We start from the raw sequence: 22,158 nt of genomic DNA, 5'->3' as shown, positions 1-22,158 counted from the left end.
ATATTCAGGCACGTACTTAGGGAGCGGGTGCGACAGTGTCCGGTGGAGAGGTGGCCGGGATCCTGGTGGCCGTCTTCTGGGCGATCCTGGTCTCCTTCCTCGCCGTCGCACTGGCGAGGCTGGCCCAGACGCTCAGGGCGACCACCAAGCTCGTGGCCGACGTGACCGACCAGGCCGTCCCCCTGCTGGCCGACGCCTCCACGGCGGTGCGCTCCGCACAGACCCAGATCGACCGGGTCGACGCCATCGCATCGGACGTCCAGGAGGTCACGTCGAACGCGTCGGCGCTCTCCACGACCGTCGCGTCCACCTTCGGCGGCCCGCTGGTGAAGGTCGCGGCGTTCGGCTACGGCGTCCGCCGGGCCCTCGGCGGCCGCCGAGAGAACGTGCCCCCCAAGGCGTCCCGGCGTACCGTGATCGTGGGCCGCACCGTCCCGTCCGCGCGACGGGGAAAGCGGAAGAAGGACTGACGCAGCGATGTTCCGCCGTACGTTCTGGTTCACCGCCGGCGCAGCCGCAGGTGTGTGGGCCACCACCAAGGTCAACCGCAAGCTCAAGCAGCTGACCCCCGAGAGCCTCGCGGCCCAGGCCACGAACAAGGCGATCGAGGCCGGGCACCGGCTCAAGGACTTCGCGCTCGACGTCCGCGACGGCATGGCCCAGCGGGAGGCCGAACTCGACGAGGTGCTCGGCCTGAACGCGCCCGTCGACCACGAGCTCCCCGGTCCGCGACGCCACACCGCGATCGAGAACCGCAACAATCCGAACTACAGCAAGAACCCGACGTACGTCGAGAGGTCGACGTACTCGCACAACCGGAATGAGGACCACTGATGGAGTCGGCCGAGATTCGCCGCCGCTGGTTGAGCTTCTACGAGGAGCGCGGTCACACCGTCGTCCCCTCGGCGTCGCTCATCGCGGACGACCCGACTCTGCTCCTGGTCCCCGCGGGCATGGTCCCTTTCAAGCCGTACTTCCTCGGTGAGGTCAAGCCGCCGTGGTCGCGCGCCACCAGCGTGCAGAAGTGCGTGCGCACGCCCGACATCGAAGAGGTCGGCAAGACCACCCGCCACGGCACGTTCTTCCAGATGTGCGGCAACTTCTCCTTCGGCGACTACTTCAAGGAAGGCGCCATCACCTACGCCTGGGAGCTGCTCACCTCGCCCCAGGACAAGGGTGGTTACGGGCTCGACCCCGAGCGTCTGTGGATCACGGTCTACCTCGACGACGACGAGGCCGAGTCCATCTGGCGCGACAAGATCGGCGTCCCGGCCGAGCGCATCCAGCGCCTCGGCAAGAAGGACAACTACTGGTCCATGGGCGTCCCCGGCCCCTGCGGCCCGTGTTCCGAGATCAACTACGACCGCGGCCCCGAGTTCGGCGTCGAGGGCGGCCCGGCCGTCAACGACGAGCGGTACGTGGAGATCTGGAACCTGGTCTTCATGCAGTACGAGCGCGGCGAGGGCACCTCGAAGGAGGACTTCGAGATCCTCGGCGACCTGCCCAGCAAGAACATCGACACCGGCCTCGGCATGGAACGCCTCGCCATGATTCTGCAGGGCGTGCAGAACATGTACGAGATCGACACCTCCATGGCCGTCATCAAGAAGGCCACCGAGCTGACGGGTGTCGAGTACGGCGCCGCCCACGACTCCGACGTCTCGCTGCGTGTCGTCACCGACCACATGCGCACGTCCGTGATGCTCATCGGCGACGGCGTGAGCCCCGGCAACGAGGGCCGCGGCTACGTCCTGCGCCGCATCATGCGCCGTGCCATCCGCAACATGCGTCTGCTCGGCGCCACCGGTCCGGTCGTCAAGGACCTCATCGACGTCGTGATCGAGATGATGGGCCAGCAGTACCCGGAGCTCGTCACCGACCGGCAGCGCATCGAGACCGTGGCCCTCGCCGAGGAGGCCGCCTTCCTCAAGACGCTGAAGGCCGGCACGAACATCCTCGACACGGCCATCACCGAGACCAAGGAGTCCGGCGGCGCCGTCCTCGCCGGCGACAAGGCGTTCCTGCTCCACGACACCTGGGGCTTCCCGATCGACCTCACCCTCGAAATGGCCGCCGAACAGGGCCTTTCCGTGGACGAGGACGGCTTCCGGCGCCTGATGAAGGAGCAGCGGGACAAGGCCAAGGCCGACGCCCGGGCCAAGAAGACCGGCCACGCCGACCTCGGTGCCTACCGTCAGATCGCCGACGCCGCCGGTGAGACCGACTTCATCGGCTACGACCGGACCGAGGGCGAGTCGCGCATCGTCGGCATCCTCGTCGACGGTGTGCCCTCACCCGCCGCCACCGAGGGCGACGAGGTCGAGATCGTCCTCGACCGCACCCCGTTCTACGCCGAGGGCGGCGGCCAGATCGGCGACACAGGCCGCATCAAGGTGGACACCGGCGCCGTCATCGAGGTCCGCGACTGCCAGAAGCCCGTTCCTGGCGTGTACGTCCACAAGGGCGTCGTCCAGGTCGGCGAGGTGACCGTCGGCGCGAGCGCCCAGGCCACCATCGACGCCCGCCGTCGCACGGCCATCGCCCGCGCCCACTCGGCCACGCACCTCACCCACCAGGCGCTGCGCGACGCCCTCGGCCCCACGGCCGCCCAGGCCGGTTCCGAGAACCAGCCGGGCCGCTTCCGCTTCGACTTCGGCTCCCCGGCGGCCGTGCCCACGGCCGTGATGACCGACGTCGAGCAGAAGATCAACGAGATCCTGACCCGCGAGCTGGACGTCCAGGCCGAGGTCATGTCCATCGACGAGGCCAAGAAGCAGGGCGCCATCGCCGAGTTCGGCGAGAAGTACGGCGAGCGGGTGCGCGTCGTCACCATCGGCGACTTCTCCAAGGAGCTGTGCGGCGGCACGCACGTCAACAACACCGCCCAGCTCGGCCTGGTCAAGCTGCTCGGCGAGTCGTCGATCGGCTCCGGTGTGCGCCGCATCGAGGCTCTGGTCGGCGTCGACGCCTACAACTTCCTCGCCAAGGAGCACACGGTCGTCGCCCAGCTCCAGGAGCTGATCAAGGGCCGCCCCGAGGAGCTCCCGGAGAAGGTCTCCGCCATGCTCGGCAAGCTGAAGGACGCCGAGAAGGAGATCGAGAAGTTCCGCGCGGAGAAGGTCCTCCAGGCCGCCGCCGGTCTCGCCGGGTCCGCCAAGGACGTACGCGGTGTCGCTCTCGTCACCGGCCAGGTCCCGGACGGCACGACCGCCGACGACCTGCGCAAGCTGGTCCTCGACGTGCGCGGCCGCATCCAGGGCGGCCGGGCCGTCGTCGTGGCCCTGTTCACCACAGTCAATGGCAAGCCGCTCACGGTCATCGCCACCAACGAAGCCGCCCGCGAGCGCGGCCTCAAGGCCGGCGACCTGGTCCGCACGGCCGCCAAGACCCTCGGTGGCGGCGGTGGCGGCAAGCCGGACGTCGCCCAGGGCGGCGGCCAGAACCCGGCCGCCATCGGCGAGGCCATCGACGCGGTCGAGCGGCTCGTCGCCGAGACGGCCAAGTGAGCGCGGACGGTCAGGAACAGGGCGGAGACGGCCCGGGCATGCGCCGCGGCCGTCGGCTCGCGATCGACGTCGGGGACGCCCGGATCGGGGTCGCCTCGTGCGACCCCGACGGGATCCTCGCGACCCCCGTCGAGACGGTGCCGGGACGCGATGTGCCCGCCGCCCAGCGCCGGTTGAGGCAACTCGTCGAGGAGTACGAGCCGATCGAGGTCGTCGTCGGGCTCCCTCGCTCCCTCAAGGGGGGCGAGGGCCCGGCCGCCGTCAAGGTCCGAGCCTTCGCGCAGACCCTCGCCCAGGGGATCGCGCCCGTTCCGGTGCGGCTCCTCGACGAGAGGATGACCACAGTGACGGCCAGTCAGGGGCTGCGTGCCTCGGGCGTGAAGTCCAAAAAGGGTAGGTCCGTCATCGATCAGGCGGCCGCCGTCATCATCCTGCAGCAGGCCCTGGAGTCCGAACGGGCGTCTGGAAAGGCACCGGGCGAGGGCGTCGAAGTGGTCATCTGATCGCGGTACGGTAACGTTCCGCGCGATGCGGCGGTGTGCGAACAGCCACTGCACAGCGAAGAGGCGGACGGGAGCCGAGCCACCAGCGCCAGCAGCCACCGCCTCGCGGCTCTAGGGGATCGATGACTGAGTATGGCCGGGGCCCAGGCTCCGAACCGTGGAATCCGGAGGACCCGTTGTACGGGGACGGCGGATGGGGAGGGCAGGCCGCCGACGGCCAGTCCCCCTACGGCGGCCAGCCGCAGCACTATCCGCAGCAGCCGCAACAGCAGCAGGCGCAGTACGGCGACTGGGGCAGTGGTCAGCAGGGCGCCTACGGCCAGGATCAGCAGCAGTATCACGACCAGGGCCAGCAGCACTTCCGCGAGCAGGGGCACCAGCAGTTCGCCGGCCAGGGCCAGCAGCAGTACGTGGACCAGACGCAGCAGCAGTACGTCGATCAGGGGCAGCAGCCCTACAACGGCCAGGCGCCGCAGGGTTACGACAACGGCGGCTGGGACAACGGGACGCAGCACCAGGTCGCTTACGCCGCCGACCCGGCCGACCCGTACGGGAACCAGACCGTCGCGTACGGCGGCGAGCAGCCCGACTTCTACGGCACCCCCGACGCCTACCCGCCGCCGGAGCCGCCCGCCCGCCGCCGTGCCGAGCCGGAGCCGCAGCCCGACTGGGATCCCGGTCCCGACCAGGGCGAGCACGCCTTCTTCGCGGGGGGCGGCGACGATGACGACGTCGACGACGACCCGAAGGCCGGCCGCGGCGGCCGGAAGGGCAAGGGCGGCAAGGAAAAGAAGCGTCGCAACGGCTGTGCCTGCCTGGTGGTCGTCCTGGTCTTCGGCGGTGGCATCGGCGGAGTCGGATACTTCGGGTACCAGTTCTACCAAAATCGTTTCGGCCCGGCTCCGGACTACGCGGGTAACGGTACGGGCCAGGTGGTGACCGTCGAGATCAAGAAGGGCGCGGGCGGTTATGAGATCGGGCAGGCGCTGAAGGCGGCCGGCGTCGTCAAGAGCGTCGACGCCTTCGTCTCGGCGCAGCAGCAGGACCCCGAGGGGACGACCATCCAGGCGGGCGCCTACCTGCTGGAAAAAGAGATGTCGGCCGCCAAGGCCATCGAGATGATGCTCGATCCCAAGAGCCAGAACAATGTGATAGTCGCTCCCGGGCAGCGCAACGTCGCCATTTACGCCGCGATCGACAAGAAACTGGAACTGTCCAGCGGTACCACCAGGAAAATCGCCGAGAAGGAATACAAGACCTTCGGGCTGCCGAAATGGGCGAACAACAACAAGGACATCAAGGATCCGCTCGAAGGTTTCCTCTATCCGGCGACCTATCCCGCTGCCAAGGGTATGAAGCCCGCGGCGATCCTGAAGCAGATGGTGACGCAGGCGGCGTCGAAGTACGCCACGTACGACCTCGAGGCCAAGGCCGAGGAGCTCAACCTGGACGACCCGCTGCAGGTCATCACGGTCGCGAGCCTTGTCCAGGCAGAGGGCAAGACCCATGACGACTTCCGTAAGATGGCTGAGGTGGTCTACAACCGTCTCAAGTCCACGAACACGGAGACCAACCAGCTGCTTCAGTTCGACTCCTCCTTCAACTACCTGAAGGGCGAGAGCAACATCAACATCAGCGAATCCGAGATCAACAGCAACCAGGACCCGTACAACACGTACACGCAAAAGGGTCTGCCGCCCGGGCCGATCGGTAATCCCGGTGACGACGCACTCAAGGCGGCGTTGGATCCGACCGACGACGGATGGATCTACTTCGTGGCGACCGACGGTGAGAACAAAACCGAATTCGCCGAGACCTATGCGGAATTCGAGCAACTCAAGGAAAAGTTCAATGAGAGCTCGGGCAACTGACGCCCACCGAGCCGCCGTACTCGGTTCCCCGATCGCCCATTCCCTCTCGCCGGTGCTGCACCGCGCCGCGTACCGGGCACTGGGACTCGACGACTGGTCGTACGACCGTTTCCAGGTCGACGAGGAGGGGCTGCCCGGGTTCTTCGGGGAGTTGGGGCCCGAGTGGGCGGGCCTGTCGCTGACCATGCCGCTCAAGCGGGCCGTGATGCCGCTGCTCGACGAGATCAGTGACACGGCGGCGTCGGTGGAAGCCGTGAACACCGTCGTGTTCACCGAGGACGGCCGTGTCGGTGACAACACCGACATTCCCGGGATGGTCGCCGCCCTGCGCGAGCGCGGCATCGAACAGGTGGACTCCGCCGCCATCCTCGGCGCGGGCGCCACCGCCTCCTCCGCGCTGGCCGCACTGGCACGGATCTGCACCGGCGAGGTCGTCGCGTATGTGCGCAGCTCCGAACGTGCCGCCGAGATGCGGCAGTGGGGCGAGCGGCTCGACGTGGAGGTGCGTACGCGGGACTGGGCGGACGCCCACCAGGCCCTGCGCGCCCCGCTCGTGATCGCCACGACCCCGGCGGGCACGACGGACGCGCTCGCCGCCGCGGTCCCGGAGCGGCCCGCGACCCTCTTCGACGTGCTGTACGAGCCGTGGCCCACCGATCTCGCGGCCCGCTGGTCGGCCTACGGCGGTGCCGTCGTCAGCGGACTCGACCTGCTCGTGCACCAAGCGGTGCTCCAGGTCGAGCAGATGACCGGGCGTTCTCCCGCGCCGCTCGACGCCATGCGCAAGGCGGGCGAGCAGGCGCTCGCGAGTCGCTGAGCGCTGCTCCTGCGGGTGCGGATCCGTCCGCCTGGTGGACCTGCGGCCGGACAACGACCCAGGACATGGGAGGATCGGAGGTGGCGGGCCAGGGCCGCGCACCCGGTCGCGCCGTCGCCGTACGCGAGGACGCGCGTACGCAGCAGCAGCACCAGGGCGCGAGCATGAGGAGCACCGTTGAGCAGGTTGCGCTGGCTGACCGCGGGGGAGTCCCACGGTCCCGCACTTGTCGCGACGCTGGAGGGCCTTCCCGCCGGCGTGCCGATCACCACGGAGATGGTGGCCGACCACCTGGCCCGGCGGCGCCTGGGCTATGGACGCGGTGCCCGGATGAAATTCGAACGCGACGAGGTCACCTTCCTGGGCGGCGTTCGCCACGGGCTCACGCTCGGTTCGCCGGTGGCCGTCATGGTCGGCAACACCGAGTGGCCCAAGTGGGAGCAGGTCATGGCGGCCGACCCGGTCGACCCGGCGATCCTCGCCGACGTGGCCCGCAACGCCCCGCTGACCCGGCCGCGGCCCGGTCACGCCGACCTCGCCGGCATGCAGAAGTACGGCTTCGACGAGGCCCGGCCGATCCTGGAGCGCGCCTCCGCCCGTGAGACCGCCGCCCGCGTGGCACTGGGCGCGGTGGCCCGGTCGTACCTGAAGGAGACGGCCGGGATCGAGATCGTCTCGCACGTCGTCGAGCTGGCCGCGACCAGGGCGCCGTACGGCGTCTACCCCAAGCCCTCCGACGTCGAGAAGCTCGACGCCGACCCGGTGCGCTGCCTGGACGCCGACACGTCGAAGGCGATGGTCGCCGAGATCGACCAGGCCCACAAGGACGGCGACACCCTCGGTGGTGTGGTCGAGGTGCTCGCGTACGGTGTGCCGGTGGGCCTCGGCTCGCACGTGCACTGGGACCGGCGGCTCGACGCCCGGCTCGCGGCCGCGCTGATGGGCATCCAGGCGATCAAGGGCGTCGAGGTCGGCGACGGCTTCGAGCTCGCCCGGGTGCCGGGCTCCAAGGCGCACGACGAGATCGTCCACACCGAGGACGGCATCCGGCGCACATCCGGCCGCTCCGGCGGCACCGAGGGCGGTCTCACCACCGGTGAGCTGCTGCGCGTGCGCGCCGCGATGAAGCCGATCGCGACGGTGCCGCGCGCCCTGGCCACCATCGACGTGGCCACCGGCGAGGCCGCCAAGGCGCACCACCAGCGCTCCGACGTCTGCGCGGTCCCGGCCGCCGGCATCGTCGCCGAGGCCATGGTCGCCCTCGTCCTGGCGGACGCGGTGGCCGAGAAGTTCGGTGGCGACAGCGTCCCGGAGACCCGCCGCAACGTGCGGTCGTACCTCGACAACCTGGTCGTGCGGTGACCGCTCCGCGCGTCGTCCTCGTCGGCCCGATGGGCGTCGGCAAGTCCACGGTGGGCGCGTTGGTCGCCGAGCGGCTCGGCTGCGCCTTCCGGGACACGGACGACGACATCGTGGCCGAGCAGGGCCGTTCCATCGCCGAGATCTTCGTCGACGAGGGCGAGACGGTCTTCCGTGCCATCGAGAAGCGGTCGGTCGGCCGGGCACTCGCCGAGCACGACGGCGTGCTGGCGCTCGGCGGTGGCGCGATCCTCGACGCGGACACCCGCGCGCTGCTCGCCGGACACACCGTCGTCTACCTCTCGATGGACGTCGAGGAGGCGGTCCAGCGCACCGGCCTGAACGTGGCCCGCCCGCTGCTCGCCGTCAACCCGCGCCGGCAGTGGCGCGAGCTGATGGAGGCGCGCCGTCACCTCTACACCGAAGTCGCCCGCGCGGTCGTGGCCACCGACGACCGCACCCCCGAAGAGGTCGCCCAAGCGGTCCTCGACGCACTGGAGTTGAAGGAAGCATGAGCGAGGCAGTGACCCGTATCCAGGTCGGCGGCACCGCGGGCACCGACCCCTACGAGGTCCTGGTCGGCCGTCAACTCCTCGGAGAACTGGGCGGATTGATCGGCGACAAGGTCAAGCGAGTCGCCGTGATCCACCCCGAGGCGCTCGCCGAGACCGGTGAGGCGCTCCGTGCCGACCTGGCCGGGCAGGGCTTCGAGGCCGTCGCCATCCAGGTGCCGAACGCGGAGGAGGCCAAGACCGCCGAGGTCGCCGCCTACTGCTGGAAGGCTCTTGGCCAGTCCGGCTTCACCCGCAGCGACATCATCGTCGGCGTGGGCGGCGGTTCCACCACCGACCTGGCCGGTTTCGTCGCCGCGACCTGGTTGCGCGGGGTGCGCTGGATCGCCATCCCCACCACCGTGCTGGCCATGGTGGACGCGGCGGTCGGCGGCAAGACCGGCATCAACACCGCCGAGGGCAAGAACCTCGTCGGCTCCTTCCACCCGCCCGCGGGCGTCCTGTGCGACCTGGCCGCGCTCGACTCGCTGCCCGTCCACGACTACGTCTCCGGCCTCGCCGAGATCATCAAGGCCGGCTTCATCGCCGATCCGACGATCCTGGAGCTCATCGAGGCCGACCCCGAGGCGGCCCGCACTCCCGCGGGCCCGCACACCGCCGAGCTCATCGAGCGGTCCATCAAGGTGAAGGCCGAGGTCGTCTCCGGCGACCTCAAGGAGTCGGGCCTCCGCGAGATCCTCAACTACGGCCACACCCTCGCGCACGCCATCGAGAAGAACGAGCGCTACCAGTGGCGGCACGGCGCGGCGGTCTCGGTGGGCATGCACTTCGCCGCCGAACTGGGCCGTCTGGCGGGCCGGTTGGACGACGCGACCGCCGACCGGCACCGCACGATCCTCGAATCCGTGGGTCTCCCGCTGAGCTACCGCTACGACCAGTGGCCCAAGCTCCTGGAGAACATGAAGGTCGACAAGAAGTCCCGCGGCGACCTGCTGCGCTTCATCGTCCTCGACGGGCTGGCCAAGCCGACCGTCCTGGAGGGCCCCGACCCGGCCGTTCTCCTCGCCGCCTACGGCGAAGTGGGGGAGTAACGCCCAACGGGCCCGCACTTGGCCCGATTTGCCCTTCGTCGGCGGGCACTTCATCCCTTCCCCGGCCGTTCACACAACGGCGGCCGGGGAAGGTACCGTTCGGTAGCGACGGGACCGAGGCCCCATTCGCCGGCGCCCATTGCCTGCCGCGAGTGAGACGCGTCCCGGAGGCGAACGAGCCAAGAGACACGAGACGGAGTGGCACCGGATGCAGCACGCAGTGGGGGCTCCGCTGCCGCCGCCCCACCAGCCGGGGCACGGACCGGCCACCGGCGGCTGGCCGCCGGCCGCGCAGCACCCGGGACACCCGGGCGGGCACCCCGGTCCGGCACCCTCGAGCCCGCCTGCCCCCGGCTTCGTCGGCCCTCCCCCGGGACATCCTCCGGCACCACCGTCACACCTGCCACAGCCCGCGCCTCCGCAGCACGCCCCCGCGCCGGACACCACGGGCCATGTGCAGCTGCCCCCGGGCGGCCCGGTCGGCATGCCGAGCGCGCCGCCCGCCACGGGCGTCTCCGATCTCACGTCGACCACGCTCGCGGTGCTGCTCATCGGCCCGGCGGGCGCGGGCAAGACCAGCGTCGCCAAGTACTGGGCGGACCACCGCCGGGTCCCGACGGCCCACATCAGCCTCGACGACGTACGCGAATGGGTGCGCTCGGGCTTTGCCGACCCCCAGTCGGGGTGGAACGACCATTCGGAGGCGCAGTACCGCCTGGCCCGCCGCACCTGCGGCTTCGCCGCGCGGAACTTCCTGGCCAACGGCATCTCCTGCATCCTCGACGACGCCGTCTTCCCGGACCGCCCGGTCGTCGGCCTCGGCGGCTGGAAGCGACACGTCGGGCCGGGTCTGCTGCCCGTCGTCCTGCTGCCCGGCCTGGAGATAGTCCTGGAGCGCAACGCCCAGCGCTCCGGAAACCGTCGCCTCGCCGACGAGGAAGTCGCCCGCATCCACGGCCGGATGGCCGGTTGGTACGGCTCGGGGCTGCCCATCATCGACAACTCGCAGCTCGACGTACCGGCCACGGCCCGCGTCCTGGACGACGTACTCGCCCGGTCGATCGCCAGCCCGCCGCAGTGGTAGTCCGCCTGCGGCAATAGACCTGCGGCAATAAACCTGTGGCCAATGCACCTGTGACCAATGCACCTGCGGTCAATGCACGTGCGGTCAATGCACGTGCGGTCAATGCACGTGCGGTCAATGCACGTGCGGTAGTGCATGCGCCCCTGCCGCCCATCCGGCCCTCAACCGCCCGTCCGGCCCCGCTGAACCGGCGCAATTCGGTCAGCGCTCGTAGGCTCGATTCATGTCAGAGGTGTACGGGGCCCGCCGCGAGCGGCTACGAGAGCGCTGTACCGCGGGCGGCAGCGCGGCCGCGCTTGTCACCCGCCCGGCCAACGTGAGGTATCTCGCCGGGGCGGCCCCGCGGGGTGCCGTCCTCCTGCTGGGCAGGGCTGAGGATGTGTTGCTCTGCGGAGGCCCGCCGAGGGGCGAGGCCGACGAAGGGCGGCCCGATGACGCGCTGCGCGTTCAGGTGCTGTCCAGGCCCGGCGGGGACCCCGCTGTCGCCGCGGCCGACGTCGCCGCAGGTCAGGGCGCCGAGTCCGTCGCGGTCGAGGAACACCACCTGACCGTGAGCCGGCATCGGGCCATGGGCTCGGTGGCGCCGCGGCTGCGGCTCACCGACCTGGGCGGTGCGGTGGAGCAGCTGCGGTTGACCAAGGACGAGGAGGAGATCTCCTGTCTGCGGATCGGCGCCGAAATCGCCGACCAAGCGCTGGGTGAACTGCTCGAATCCATCCTCGTCGGCCGTACGGAGCGCCATCTCGCCCTGGAGCTGGAGCGCCGTCTCGTCGATCACGGCGCCGACGGGCCCGCCTTCGCGACCTCGGTCGGCACCGGGCCGAACTCCGGGCGGCGCGGTCACCAGCCCACCGACCGACGGGTCGAGGAGGGCGATTTCCTGTCCGTCTGTCTCGGCGCGACCTACCGGGGCTACCGATGCGAGATCGGCCGTACCTTTGTGATCGGTACCTCTCCAGCCGACTGGCAGATCGAGCTGTACGACCTCGTCTTCGCCGCCCAGCGTGCCGGACGCGAGGCGCTGGCGCCCGGCGCCGCCTACCGTGACGTGGACCGCGCGGCCCGCCAGGTGCTCGACTCCGCGGGGTACACGGAAGGCCTTCCTCCGCTGATCGGGCACGGTGTCGGGCTCGAAATCGACGAGGACCCGCAGCTGGCCCCCGCGGCCATGGGTAAACTGGACGCTTGCGTGCCGGTCACCGTCGAACCGGGGGTCCACCTCCCGGGCCGGGGCGGTGTCCGGATCGATGACACGCTCGTCGTACGCCCCGAGGCGGACGGCGGACCCGAGCTACTCACCATCACGACCAAGGAACTGCTCGCGCTCTAGCTTCTTCGAGCTACGCGCGTGTCCCGGGGTCGTCCACGTCAGTCCAGGAGATTCCGCAACCGTGGCTTCCACGAACGACCTCAAGAACGGCCTGGTGCTCAAGCTCGACGGAGGCCAGCTCTGGTCCGTCGTCGAGTTCCAGCACGTCAAGCCCGGCAAGGGCCCGGCCTTCGTGCGCACCAAGCTGAAGAACGTGCTCTCCGGCAAGGTCGTCGACAAGACGTTCAACGCCGGCGTCAAGGTCGAGACGGCCACGATCGACAAGCGCGACATGCAGTTCTCGTACATGGACGGCGAGTACTTCGTCTTCATGGACATGGACACGTACGACCAGCTCATGGTCGACCGCAAGTCCGTCGGCGACGCCGCCAACTTCCTGATCGAGGGCTTCACCGCCACCGTCGCGCAGCACGAGGGCGAGGTGCTCTTCGTCGAGCTGCCGGCCGCCGTCGAGCTCGTCATCCAGGAGACCGAGCCGGGTGTCCAGGGCGACCGCTCCACCGGTGGCACCAAGCCCGCCACCCTGGAGACCGGCCACCAGATCCAGGTCCCGCTCTTCATCACCACCGGTGAGAAGATCAAGGTCGACACCCGTACGAGCGACTACCTCGGCCGGGTGAACAGCTAACCGTGGCTGCCCGCAACACGGCCCGCAAGCGCGCCTTCCAGATCCTCTTCGAGGGTGACCAGCGCGACGTGGACGTCCTGACGGTTCTCGCGGACTGGATCCGGCACTCCCGGACCGACACCCGGCAGCCGCCGGTGAGCGAGTACACGATGCAGCTGGTCGAGGGCTACGCCACGAAGGCGAGGCGGATCGACGAGCTCATCGCGACGTACGCCGTCGACTGGACACTGGACAGGATGCCGGTCGTCGACCGCAACATCCTGCGTCTCGGTGCCTACGAGCTGATCTGGGTCGACGCGACCCCGGACGCCGTGGTGCTCGACGAGGCGGTGCAGCTGGCGAAGGAGTTCTCCACGGACGAGTCGCCCTCGTTCGTGAACGGCCTGCTGGGCCGGCTGAAGGACCTGAAGCCGTCGCTCCGCCGGGACGAGGACTAGACGTACGCGACGTACGTGAAAGCTACGAGAACGCCGGAGGGCCCGCAGCGGATGCTGCGGGCCCTCCGGCGTTCCGGTCCGGTGATGCCTCGCCGGGTACCCATGAGGCTCCCGAGGCCCGCAGAAAGCCGCCGGGGTGGCCGGAACCTGTTGGTCCCGGCCACCCCGGCGGCACGTTTCTGCACAGCTGTCCGAAGGGGTCAGCCCTCGTCGTGGGTGACGGCGCGGCGCGCGTCCGCGTCCAGGACGCCCCAGCTGATCAGCTGCTCGGTGAGGACCGAGGGCGACTGGTCGTAGATGACGGCGAGCGTGCGCAGGTCGTCCTGGCGGATCGACAGCACCTTGCCGTTGTAGTCACCGCGCTGCGACTGGATCGTCGCCGCGTAGCGCTGCAGGGGACCCGCCTTCTCCGCCGGCACATGCGCCAGGCGCTCCAGGTCCAGGACGAGCTTGGGCGGCGGCTCGGCGGCCCCGCCCGGGGTGGTGCCCGGCAGCAGCTCCTGCACGGGGACCCCGTAGAAATCCGCCAGCTCGGCAAGGCGCTGCACGGTGACGGCGCGGTCGCCGCGCTCGTACGAACCGACCACGACCGCCTTCCAACGTCCCTGGGACTTCTCCTCGACGCCGTGGAGGGAAAGGCCCTGCTGGGTGCGGATGGCCCGGAGCTTGGCCCCGAGCTGTTTGGCGTATTCGCTGGACATATAGCTCCCCGGACGCTGTATCAACGTGCGGCTCGGCCGCGCGGCTGGTGACTCTGGTGACTCACTGTGAGGTTACGCAGCGTTACTCTCCCCCGTCAAGCCGAACGGTCCGGGCCGACCCTTCCGTGGGAGTCACCGGCGGTGGCCCGAAGGGGGGTGATCAGGCACGTTTCCGGACTGGTACCGTGGGTGGCGCAATTCCGACGTCCTTTAATGATCCGTCCCGTGAGGCGGAGAAGGAGGTCCGTTTCGTATGGACACAGAGCAGAACCAACAGCAGTACGCGTCCGATGCGCGGCCCGTTCTCGAAGGCCCCGACATCGCCCGGGTGCTGACCCGCATCGCCCACGAGATCGTCGAGCGCGCCAAGGGTGCCGACGACGTGGTGCTCCTCGGCATTCCGACCCGAGGCGTCTTCCTCGCCCAGCGGCTCGCCGCCAAGCTCGAGGAGATCACCGACCGCAAGATCCCGGTCGGCTCGCTCGACATCACCATGTACCGCGACGACCTGCGCATGCACCCGCCGCGTGCGCTGGCCCGCACCGAGATCCCCGCCGACGGCATCGACGGCCGACTGGTCGTCCTCGTCGACGACGTGCTCTTCTCCGGTCGCACCATCCGCGCCGCGCTCGACGCGCTGAACGACATCGGACGCCCGCGCGCCGTTCAACTCGCGGTCCTCGTCGACCGGGGCCACCGCGAACTGCCCATCCGTGCCGACTATGTCGGCAAGAACCTCCCCACGTCGTTGCGGGAGACGGTCAAGGTCCAGCTCGCCGAGGAGGACGGTCGCGACACCGTGCTGCTCGGTGCGAAGCGGACCTCCCCGGGCGGGGAGTAGCAGCCACTCGCGGGCGTGCGCCTCTGACGTACGCCTCCTGAGTGCACTCCATGCACGCCCACGCGCCTGGCTGCGCCCTCTGGGGACACCCCCAGACCTCCGCCTCCCGAACCGAACTGCCTTACGGAGCCTGACAGATGCAGCGTCATCTCATCTCGGCCGCCGACCTCACCCGCGACGACGCCGTCCTGATCCTCGACACCGCCGAGGAGATGGCCCGGGTCGCCGACCGGCCGATCAAGAAGCTACCGACCCTGCGCGGCCGCACCGTCGTCAACCTCTTCTTCGAGGACTCGACCCGCACCCGGATCTCCTTCGAAGCCGCCGAGAAGCGCCTCTCCGCGGACGTCATCAACTTCACCGCCAAGGGTTCCTCGGTGTCGAAGGGCGAGTCCCTCAAGGACACCGCCCAGACCCTGGAGGCGATGGGTGTCGACGCCGTCGTCATCCGCCACGGCGCCTCCGGAGCCCCGTACCGGCTCGCCACCTCCGGCTGGATCGACGCCGTCGTCATCAACGCCGGTGACGGCACCCACCAGCACCCCACGCAGGCCCTGCTCGACGCCTTCACCATGCGCCGCCGTCTGGTCGGCCGGGACGCGGGGATAGGGCAGGACCTGTCCGGCAAGCGCATCACGATCGTCGGCGACGTGCTGCACAGCCGGGTCGCCCGCTCCAACGTCGACCTGCTGCACACCCTCGGCGCAGAGGTCACGCTTGTCGCCCCGCCGACCCTGGTGCCGGTCGGCGTCGAGACCTGGCCCTGCGAGATCTCGTACGACCTCGACAGCACGCTCTCCAAGTCCGACGCGGTGATGATGCTGCGCGTGCAGCGCGAGCGGATGAACGCCGCGTTCTTCCCGACCGAGCGCGAGTACTCGCGGCGCTACGGCCTCGACGGCGACCGCATGGCGCGGATGCCCGAGCACGCCATCGTGATGCACCCCGGCCCGATGGTCCGCGGCATGGAGATCACCGCCGAGGTCGCCGACTCCGACCGCTGCACCGTCGTCGAGCAGGTCGCCAACGGGGTCTCGATCCGCATGGCCGTGCTCTACCTGCTCCTTGGCGGCAATGAGCCCGCCGTCACCCACACCCGTACCGAGGAGAAGTAAGAACATGAGCAAGATCCTGATCCGCGGTGCGAAGGTGCTCGGCGGCGAGCAGCAGGACGTACTCATCGACGGCGCCGTCATCGAGGCGGTCGGCACCGGGCTCTCCGAAGAAGGTGCCGAGGTCGTCGAAGCCGACGGCAAGGTGCTGCTCCCGGGGCTCGTCGACCTGCACACCCATCTGCGTGAGCCGGGCCGTGAGGACTCGGAGACCGTGCTGACCGGTACCCGGGCGGCGGCCTCCGGCGGTTACACGGCCGTGTTCGCCATGGCCAACACCTTCCCGGTCGCCGACACCGCCGGTGTCGTCGAGCAGGTCTACCGGCTCGGCCAGGAGCACGGCTACTGCGACGTACAGCCCATCGGCGCCGTCACCGTGGGCCTGGAGGGCAAGAAGCTCGCCGAACTGGGCGCGATGCACGAGTCCGCCGCCGGGGTCACGGTCTTCTCGGACGACGGCAAGTGTGTGGACGACGCGGTGATCATGCGCCGGGCGCTGGAGTACGTGAAGGCCTTCGGCGGCGTCGTCGCACAGCACGCGCAGGAGCCCCGCCTCACCGAGGGCGCCCAGATGAACGAGGGCGTCGTCTCCGCCGAGCTGGGGCTCGGGGGATGGCCGGCGGTGGCCGAAGAATCGATCATCGCCCGAGATGTCCTGCTCGCCGAGCATGTCGGCTCGCGCGTCCACATCTGCCACCTCTCGACCGCGGGATCGGTCGAGATCGTGCGCTGGGCCAAGTCCCGCGGTATCGACGTCACCGCCGAGGTCACCCCGCACCACCTCCTCCTCACCGACGAGCTCGTGCGGACGTACAACCCGGTCTTCAAGGTCAACCCTCCGCTGCGCACCGAGCGTGACGTCATGGCCCTGCGCGAGGCGCTCGCCGACGGCACCATCGACATCGTCGCCACCGATCACGCGCCGCACCCGCACGAGGACAAGGACTGCGAGTGGGCCGCCGCGGCCATGGGCATGGTCGGCCTGGAGACCGCGTTGTCAGTGGTCCAGGAGACGATGGTCGACACCGGGCTCCTCGACTGGGCCGGGGTCGCCGACCGTATGTCCGTCAAGCCCGCGCAGATCGGGCAGGCAGACGGGCACGGCCGTCCCGTCTCGGCTGGTGAGCCCGCGAACCTCACGCTCGTCGACACGCAATACCGTGGGTCCGTGGACCCCGCGGGTTTCGCCTCGCGCAGCCGCAACACCCCGTACGAGGGACGTGAGCTGCCGGGTCGTGTGACACACACGTGGCTCCGGGGCAAGGCCACGCTCGTCGACGGGAAGCTCACGTGACACCTGCAACTCTGCTCGCAGTGGAACAGAAATCGGCCGAAGTGACCGACTGGGCCGCCCGGATCGGCTGGCTCGTCGGCCTCGCCCTCTTCGTCGCGCTCGTCTACTGGCTGATGCGCGAGGGCTGGAAGTGGCGCGGCACCCTCCAGAGTGACCTGCCCGAGCTGCCCACCGCGCCGGAAGACCTCGGTCCGGCGAAACTGAGCATGAGCGGCCGCTATCACGGCTCCACCACCGCCGGGCAGTGGCTGGACCGCATCGTGGCGCACGGCCTGGGCACCCGCAGCCGGGTCGAGCTCACGCTGACGGACGCGGGACTGGACGTCGTACGCCCCGGGGCCACCGACTTCTTCATCCCGGCCGAAGCACTGCGCGAGGCCCTGCTCGGCAAGGGCATCGCCGGAAAGGTCCTCAGCGAGGGCGGTCTGCTCGTCGTCACCTGGGCGCACGGCGACAAGCTGATCGACTCCGGCTTCCGCTCCGACCGTGCGGCCGAGCACAACGAGTGGGTCGACACCCTGAACAGCATGATCAACAAGAGCATCGACACGATCGACACGGAAGGCGCACGATGACGACCTCCACCAGGGGAGCCGCGAAGGTTCCCGCCGTACTCGTCCTGGAGGACGGCCGGATCTTCCGCGGCCGCGCCTACGGGGCCGTGGGGGAGACCTTCGGCGAAGCGGTGTTCTCCACCGGCATGACCGGCTACCAGGAGACCCTCACCGACCCGTCGTACCACCGCCAGGTCGTCGTGATGACCGCCCCGCACGTCGGCAACACCGGCGTCAACGACGAGGACTCCGAGTCGAAGCGCATCTGGGTCTCCGGCTACGTCGTACGCGACCCCGCGCGCGTGCCGTCCAACTGGCGCGCCCAGCGCTCGCTGGACGAGGAGCTGCGCAACCAGGGTGTCGTGGGCATTTCCGGTATCGACACGCGTGCTTTGACGAGGCACCTGCGCGAGCGCGGCGCCATGCGCGTCGGCATCTTCTCGGGCAACGCACTGCCCGACGAGGGCACCATGCTCGCCGAGGTGCGTCAGGCGCCTGAGATGGTCGGCGCCAGCCTCTCCCAGGAGGTCGCCACCACGGAGGCGTACGTCGTCCCCGCGATCGGGGAGAAGCGTTTCACCGTCGCCGCCCTCGACCTGGGGATCAAGGGCATGACCCCGCACCGGATGGCCGAGCGCGGCATCGAGGTGCACGTGTTGCCCGCGACCGCCACGGTCGAGGACGTGTACGCGGTCAACCCGGACGGCTTCTTCCTGTCCAATGGCCCCGGCGACCCGTCCACCGTGGACCTGACCGTGGTCAAGGCGGTGCTGGAGCGCAAGACCCCCCTCTTCGGCATCTGCTTCGGCAACCAGATCCTGGGCCGCGCCCTCGGCTTCGGCACCTACAAGCTGAAGTACGGCCACCGCGGCATCAACCAGCCCGTGCAGGACCGTACGACCGGCAAGGTCGAGGTCACCGCGCACAACCACGGCTTCGCCGTCGACGCCCCGCTCGACAAGGTGTCCGAGACCCCCTACGGGCGTGCCGAGGTCTCGCACGTCTGCCTGAACGACCAGGTCGTCGAGGGGCTCCAGCTCCTCGACCAGCCGGCCTTCAGCGTCCAGTACCACCCCGAAGCGGCAGCGGGCCCGCACGACGCCGCCTACCTGTTCGACCGCTTCGTATCCCTGATGGAGGGCCAGCGTGCCTAAGCGCACCGATATCCAGTCCGTCCTGGTCATCGGCTCCGGCCCGATCGTCATCGGCCAGGCCGCCGAGTTCGACTACTCCGGCACCCAGGCGTGCCGCATCCTGCGCGCCGAGGGCCTGCGGGTCATCCTGGTCAACTCCAACCCGGCGACGATCATGACCGACCCGGAGATCGCCGACGCCACGTACGTCGAGCCGATCACCCCCGAGTTCGTCGAGAAGATCATCGCCAAGGAGCGCCCGGACGCGCTCCTGCCCACCCTCGGTGGCCAGACGGCCCTCAACACGGCCATCTCGCTGCACGAGGCCGGGACCCTCGACAAGTACGGCGTCGAGCTCATCGGCGCCAACGTCGAGGCGATCAACAAGGGCGAGGACCGCGATCTCTTCAAGGGCGTCGTGGAGGCGGTGAACGCGAAGATCGGGTACGGCGAGTCCGCCCGGTCGGTCATCTGCCACTCCCTGGACGACGTCCTGAACGGCGTCGAGACCCTCGGCGGCTACCCCGTCGTCGTCCGGCCCTCCTTCACCATGGGCGGCGCCGGCTCCGGCTTCGCACACGACGAGGAGGAACTGCGCCGCATTGCGGGTCAGGGCCTGACCCTGTCTCCCACCACCGAGGTGCTCCTGGAGGAGTCCATCCTCGGCTGGAAGGAGTACGAGCTGGAGCTGATGCGCGACAAGCACGACAACGTCGTGGTCGTCTGCTCCATCGAGAACTTCGACCCGATGGGCGTGCACACCGGTGACTCGATCACCGTCGCCCCGTCGATGACGCTCACCGACCGCGAGTACCAGATCCTGCGCGACATCGGCATCGCCGTCATCCGCGAGGTCGGCGTCGACACCGGCGGCTGCAACATCCAGTTCGCGGTGAACCCCGAGGACGGCCGGGTCATCGTCATCGAGATGAACCCGCGCGTGTCCCGCTCCTCGGCCCTCGCCTCCAAGGCGACCGGCTTTCCGATCGCCAAGATCGCCGCGAAGCTCGCCGTCGGCTACACGCTCGACGAGATCCCGAACGACATCACCGAGCAGACGCCGGCGTCCTTCGAGCCGACCCTCGACTACGTGGTCGTGAAGGCCCCGCGCTTCGCCTTCGAGAAGTTCCCGAGCGCCGACTCGACCCTGACCACGACCATGAAGTCGGTCGGCGAGGCCATGGCGATCGGCCGCAACTTCACCGAGGCGCTGCAGAAGGCGCTGCGGTCGCTGGAGAAGAAGGGCTCGCAGTTCACGTTCGTGGGCGACCCGGGCGAGAAGGGTGAGCTGCTGGCCGAGGCGGTCCGTCCGACCGACGGTCGTATCAACACCGTCATGCAGGCCATCCGCGCGGGCGCCACCCCCGAAGAGGTCTTCGAGGCGACCAAGATCGACCCGTGGTTCGTCGACCAGCTGTTCCTGATCAAGGAGATCGCGGACGAGCTGGCCGCCGCCGACAAGCTGGACCCGGAGCTGCTCGCCGAGTCCAAGCGGCACGGGTTCTCCGACGCGCAGATCGCCGAGATCCGTGGTCTGCGCGAGGACGTCGTGCGCGAGGTGCGGCACGCGCTGGGCGTGCGCCCGGTGTACAAGACGGTCGACACCTGCGCCGCCGAGTTCGCGGCGAAGACGCCGTACTTCTACTCCTCCTACGACGAGGAGTCGGAGGTCGCGCAGCGTGAGAAGCCCGCGGTGATCATCCTGGGCTCCGGCCCGAACCGCATCGGCCAGGGCATCGAGTTCGACTACTCCTGCGTCCACGCCTCCTTCGCGCTCAGCGACGCGGGCTACGAGACCGTGATGGTCAACTGCAACCCCGAGACCGTCTCCACGGACTACGACACCTCCGACCGCCTGTACTTCGAGCCGCTGACGCTCGAGGACGTGCTGGAGATCGTCCACGCGGAGTCGCTGGCCGGTCCGATCGCGGGTGTGATCGTGCAGCTCGGCGGACAGACCCCCCTGGGTCTGTCGCAGGCGCTCAAGGACAACGGCGTGCCGGTCGTCGGTACGCCCCCCGAGGCGATCCACGCCGCCGAGGACCGCGGCGCCTTCGGGCGGGTCCTGGCCGAGGCCGGTCTCCCGGCCCCCAAGCACGGCACGGCCACCACTTTCGCCGAGGCCAAGGCCATCGCAGACGAGATCGGCTACCCCGTCCTCGTACGGCCGTCGTACGTGCTCGGCGGGCGCGGCATGGAGATCGTGTACGACGAGACGCGGCTGTCCTCGTACATCGCCGAGTCGACCGAGATCAGCCCTTCCCGGCCCGTCCTGGTCGACCGGTTCCTCGACGACGCGATCGAGATCGACGTCGACGCGCTGTACGACGGTGAGGAGCTCTACCTCGGCGGCGTCATGGAGCACATCGAGGAGGCCGGTATCCACTCCGGCGACTCGGCGTGCGCGCTGCCGCCGATCACCCTCGGCGGGTTCGACATCAAGCGGCTGCGGGCGTCCACCGAGGCCATTGCGAAGGGCGTCGGGGTTCGCGGACTGATCAACATCCAGTTCGCCATGGCGGGCGACATCCTGTACGTCCTCGAAGCCAACCCGCGTGCCTCGCGCACCGTCCCCTTCACGTCGAAGGCGACCGCGGTGCCGCTGGCGAAGGCCGCCGCCCGGATCTCGCTGGGCGCGACCGTTGCCGAACTGCGGGCGGAGGGGCTGCTTCCGGCCACCAGTGACGGCGGTGAGCTGCCGTTCGACGCGCCGATCTCCGTCAAGGAGGCCGTCATGCCCTGGTCGCGGTTCCGCGACATCCACGGACGTGGCGTCGACACGGTGCTGGGCCCGGAGATGCGCTCGACCGGTGAAGTCATGGGCATCGACTCGGTGTTCGGGACGGCGTACGCCAAGTCCCAGGCGGGGGCGTACGGTCCGCTGCCGACGAAGGGCCGTGCCTTCATCTCCGTCGCCAACCGCGACAAGCGCTCGATGATCTTCCCGGCGCGTGAACTCGTCGCTCATGGCTTCGAGTTGCTCGCCACCTCCGGCACCGCCGAGGTGCTCAAGCGCAACGGCATCAACGCGACGGTCGTGCGCAAGCAGAGCGAGGGCGAGGGCCCGAACGGCGAGAAGACCATCGTCCAGCTCATCCACGACGGCCAGGTCGACCTCATCGTCAACACGCCGTACGGTACCGGCGGCCGACTCGACGGCTACGAGATCCGTACGGCGGCCGTGGCGCGGTCCGTCCCGTGCCTGACGACGGTGCAGGCGCTCGCCGCCGCCGTCCAGGGCATCGACGCGCTCAACCACGGTGACGTGGGCGTGCGTTCGCTCCAGGAACACGCCGAGCATCTGACCGCGGCCCGCGACTAGCAGCCCTGAGGGGGACATCGGAAACGGTGTCCCCCTCTTCGTGAGGACTCCATGTCTTCGTGA

General features: G+C 69.5%; 20 protein-coding genes. 19 read left to right on the top strand and 1 reads right to left on the bottom strand.

The window, feature by feature from the left end; all coding sequences use genetic code 11:
* The first annotated feature begins 35 nt into the window (after window positions 1-35).
* The 13 genes from ACX28W_RS02280 (at window position 36) to nusB (ending at window position 13,138) form a co-directional block, all read left to right on the top strand.
* Window positions 36-470 carry a DUF948 domain-containing protein gene (locus tag ACX28W_RS02280; RefSeq protein WP_458997049.1) on the top strand — a complete coding sequence of 145 codons (435 nt, stop codon included), beginning with the start codon at window positions 36-38 and terminating at the stop codon, window positions 468-470.
* Window positions 471-477: 7 nt separating this feature from the next.
* Window positions 478-834, top strand: a complete 357-nt coding sequence (locus tag ACX28W_RS02275) for a DUF6167 family protein (RefSeq protein WP_362069908.1) — start codon at window positions 478-480, stop codon at window positions 832-834.
* Entirely contained in the window at window positions 834-3,506 is a 2,673-nt protein-coding gene (gene alaS / locus ACX28W_RS02270) for an alanine--tRNA ligase (protein ID WP_458997048.1), read from the top strand. Before ACX28W_RS02275 ends, alaS begins: the two co-directional genes overlap by 1 nt.
* A gap of 38 nt (window positions 3,507-3,544) precedes the next feature.
* Window positions 3,545-4,009: a Holliday junction resolvase RuvX gene (ruvX, locus tag ACX28W_RS02265; RefSeq protein WP_458997262.1), complete on the top strand. Its 465-nt coding sequence runs from the start codon at window positions 3,545-3,547 to the stop codon at window positions 4,007-4,009.
* Window positions 4,010-4,131: 122 nt separating this feature from the next.
* The gene (mltG, locus tag ACX28W_RS02260; protein ID WP_458997047.1) at window positions 4,132-5,880 is read left to right on the top strand and encodes an endolytic transglycosylase MltG; all 1,749 of its coding nucleotides are present in this window, start codon (window positions 4,132-4,134) and stop codon (window positions 5,878-5,880) included.
* A complete protein-coding gene (locus ACX28W_RS02255; RefSeq protein ID WP_458997046.1) occupies window positions 5,861-6,697 on the top strand; it encodes a shikimate dehydrogenase in 837 nt (278 codons plus the stop codon). The genes mltG and ACX28W_RS02255 overlap by 20 nt, the downstream gene beginning before the upstream one ends.
* Before the next feature lie 177 nt (window positions 6,698-6,874).
* On the top strand, window positions 6,875-8,059 hold the full coding sequence (gene aroC / locus ACX28W_RS02250) for a chorismate synthase (RefSeq protein ID WP_458997045.1): 1,185 nt from the start codon (window positions 6,875-6,877) through the stop codon (window positions 8,057-8,059).
* A 29-nt stretch (window positions 8,060-8,088) separates the two neighbouring features.
* Entirely contained in the window at window positions 8,089-8,571 is a 483-nt protein-coding gene (locus tag ACX28W_RS02245) for a shikimate kinase (RefSeq protein ID WP_458997261.1), read from the top strand.
* Window positions 8,568-9,659: a 3-dehydroquinate synthase gene (gene aroB, locus ACX28W_RS02240; protein ID WP_458997044.1), complete on the top strand. Its 1,092-nt coding sequence runs from the start codon at window positions 8,568-8,570 to the stop codon at window positions 9,657-9,659. The genes ACX28W_RS02245 and aroB overlap by 4 nt, the downstream gene beginning before the upstream one ends.
* A 208-nt stretch (window positions 9,660-9,867) precedes the next feature.
* Window positions 9,868-10,743 (top strand): Pro-rich N-terminal domain-containing protein, encoded by an 876-nt coding sequence (locus tag ACX28W_RS02235; RefSeq protein WP_458997043.1) that lies wholly within the window; start codon window positions 9,868-9,870, stop codon window positions 10,741-10,743.
* A gap of 223 nt (window positions 10,744-10,966) precedes the next feature.
* Entirely contained in the window at window positions 10,967-12,073 is a 1,107-nt protein-coding gene (locus tag ACX28W_RS02230) for an aminopeptidase P family protein (protein WP_458997042.1), read from the top strand.
* A 61-nt stretch (window positions 12,074-12,134) separates the two neighbouring features.
* Window positions 12,135-12,701, top strand: a complete 567-nt coding sequence (gene efp / locus ACX28W_RS02225) for an elongation factor P (RefSeq protein ID WP_010988257.1) — start codon at window positions 12,135-12,137, stop codon at window positions 12,699-12,701.
* A 2-nt stretch (window positions 12,702-12,703) separates the two neighbouring features.
* Window positions 12,704-13,138, top strand: coding sequence for a transcription antitermination factor NusB (gene nusB, locus ACX28W_RS02220; RefSeq protein ID WP_458997041.1), 435 nt, complete (start codon window positions 12,704-12,706; stop codon window positions 13,136-13,138).
* 200 nt (window positions 13,139-13,338) lie between these two features.
* Here the strand turns inward: nusB and bldD are convergent, their stop codons facing one another.
* Window positions 13,339-13,839, bottom strand: a complete 501-nt coding sequence (bldD, locus tag ACX28W_RS02215; protein ID WP_391353437.1) for a transcriptional regulator BldD — start codon at window positions 13,837-13,839, stop codon at window positions 13,339-13,341.
* 253 nt (window positions 13,840-14,092) lie between these two features.
* Here bldD and pyrR point away from each other — a divergent pair, with 253 nt between their 5' ends.
* The 6 genes from pyrR to carB all read left to right on the top strand — a co-directional run bounded on the left by pyrR (window position 14,093) and on the right by carB (window position 22,095).
* Window positions 14,093-14,680 (top strand): bifunctional pyr operon transcriptional regulator/uracil phosphoribosyltransferase PyrR, encoded by a 588-nt coding sequence (pyrR, locus tag ACX28W_RS02210; RefSeq protein ID WP_458997040.1) that lies wholly within the window; start codon window positions 14,093-14,095, stop codon window positions 14,678-14,680.
* A 137-nt stretch (window positions 14,681-14,817) separates the two neighbouring features.
* A complete protein-coding gene (locus ACX28W_RS02205; RefSeq protein WP_266756494.1) occupies window positions 14,818-15,795 on the top strand; it encodes an aspartate carbamoyltransferase catalytic subunit in 978 nt (325 codons plus the stop codon).
* Window positions 15,796-15,799: 4 nt separating this feature from the next.
* Window positions 15,800-17,086 (top strand): dihydroorotase, encoded by a 1,287-nt coding sequence (locus ACX28W_RS02200; RefSeq protein WP_458997039.1) that lies wholly within the window; start codon window positions 15,800-15,802, stop codon window positions 17,084-17,086.
* On the top strand, window positions 17,083-17,661 hold the full coding sequence (locus ACX28W_RS02195; RefSeq protein ID WP_458997038.1) for a PH-like domain-containing protein: 579 nt from the start codon (window positions 17,083-17,085) through the stop codon (window positions 17,659-17,661). The genes ACX28W_RS02200 and ACX28W_RS02195 overlap by 4 nt, the downstream gene beginning before the upstream one ends.
* On the top strand, window positions 17,658-18,794 hold the full coding sequence (gene carA / locus ACX28W_RS02190) for a glutamine-hydrolyzing carbamoyl-phosphate synthase small subunit (protein ID WP_458997037.1): 1,137 nt from the start codon (window positions 17,658-17,660) through the stop codon (window positions 18,792-18,794). Before ACX28W_RS02195 ends, carA begins: the two co-directional genes overlap by 4 nt.
* Entirely contained in the window at window positions 18,787-22,095 is a 3,309-nt protein-coding gene (gene carB, locus ACX28W_RS02185) for a carbamoyl-phosphate synthase large subunit (protein WP_458997036.1), read from the top strand. Before carA ends, carB begins: the two co-directional genes overlap by 8 nt.
* The last annotated feature ends 63 nt before the right edge of the window (window positions 22,096-22,158 follow it).

It is taken from the genome of Streptomyces sp. SD15, from assembly GCF_054462255.1.
The sequence above is the reverse complement of the archived record's forward strand: the minus strand, read 5'-3'. Positions and strand labels throughout refer to the sequence as shown.

Coding starts and splice junctions, on each gene's coding strand:
- ACX28W_RS02275 (WP_362069908.1), top strand. CDS start 478: ATGTTCCGCCGTACGTTCTGGTTCACCGCCGGCGCAGCCGCAGGTGTG.
- alaS (WP_458997048.1), top strand. CDS start 834: ATGGAGTCGGCCGAGATTCGCCGCCGCTGGTTGAGCTTCTACGAGGAG.
- ruvX (WP_458997262.1), top strand. CDS start 3,545: ATGCGCCGCGGCCGTCGGCTCGCGATCGACGTCGGGGACGCCCGGATC.
- mltG (WP_458997047.1), top strand. CDS start 4,132: ATGACTGAGTATGGCCGGGGCCCAGGCTCCGAACCGTGGAATCCGGAG.
- ACX28W_RS02255 (WP_458997046.1), top strand. CDS start 5,861: ATGAGAGCTCGGGCAACTGACGCCCACCGAGCCGCCGTACTCGGTTCC.
- ACX28W_RS02245 (WP_458997261.1), top strand. CDS start 8,089: ATGGGCGTCGGCAAGTCCACGGTGGGCGCGTTGGTCGCCGAGCGGCTC.
- aroB (WP_458997044.1), top strand. CDS start 8,568: ATGAGCGAGGCAGTGACCCGTATCCAGGTCGGCGGCACCGCGGGCACC.
- ACX28W_RS02235 (WP_458997043.1), top strand. CDS start 9,868: ATGCAGCACGCAGTGGGGGCTCCGCTGCCGCCGCCCCACCAGCCGGGG.
- ACX28W_RS02230 (WP_458997042.1), top strand. CDS start 10,967: ATGTCAGAGGTGTACGGGGCCCGCCGCGAGCGGCTACGAGAGCGCTGT.
- bldD (WP_391353437.1), bottom strand. CDS start 13,839: ATGTCCAGCGAATACGCCAAACAGCTCGGGGCCAAGCTCCGGGCCATC.
- pyrR (WP_458997040.1), top strand. CDS start 14,093: ATGGACACAGAGCAGAACCAACAGCAGTACGCGTCCGATGCGCGGCCC.
- ACX28W_RS02205 (WP_266756494.1), top strand. CDS start 14,818: ATGCAGCGTCATCTCATCTCGGCCGCCGACCTCACCCGCGACGACGCC.
- ACX28W_RS02200 (WP_458997039.1), top strand. CDS start 15,800: ATGAGCAAGATCCTGATCCGCGGTGCGAAGGTGCTCGGCGGCGAGCAG.
- carA (WP_458997037.1), top strand. CDS start 17,658: ATGACGACCTCCACCAGGGGAGCCGCGAAGGTTCCCGCCGTACTCGTC.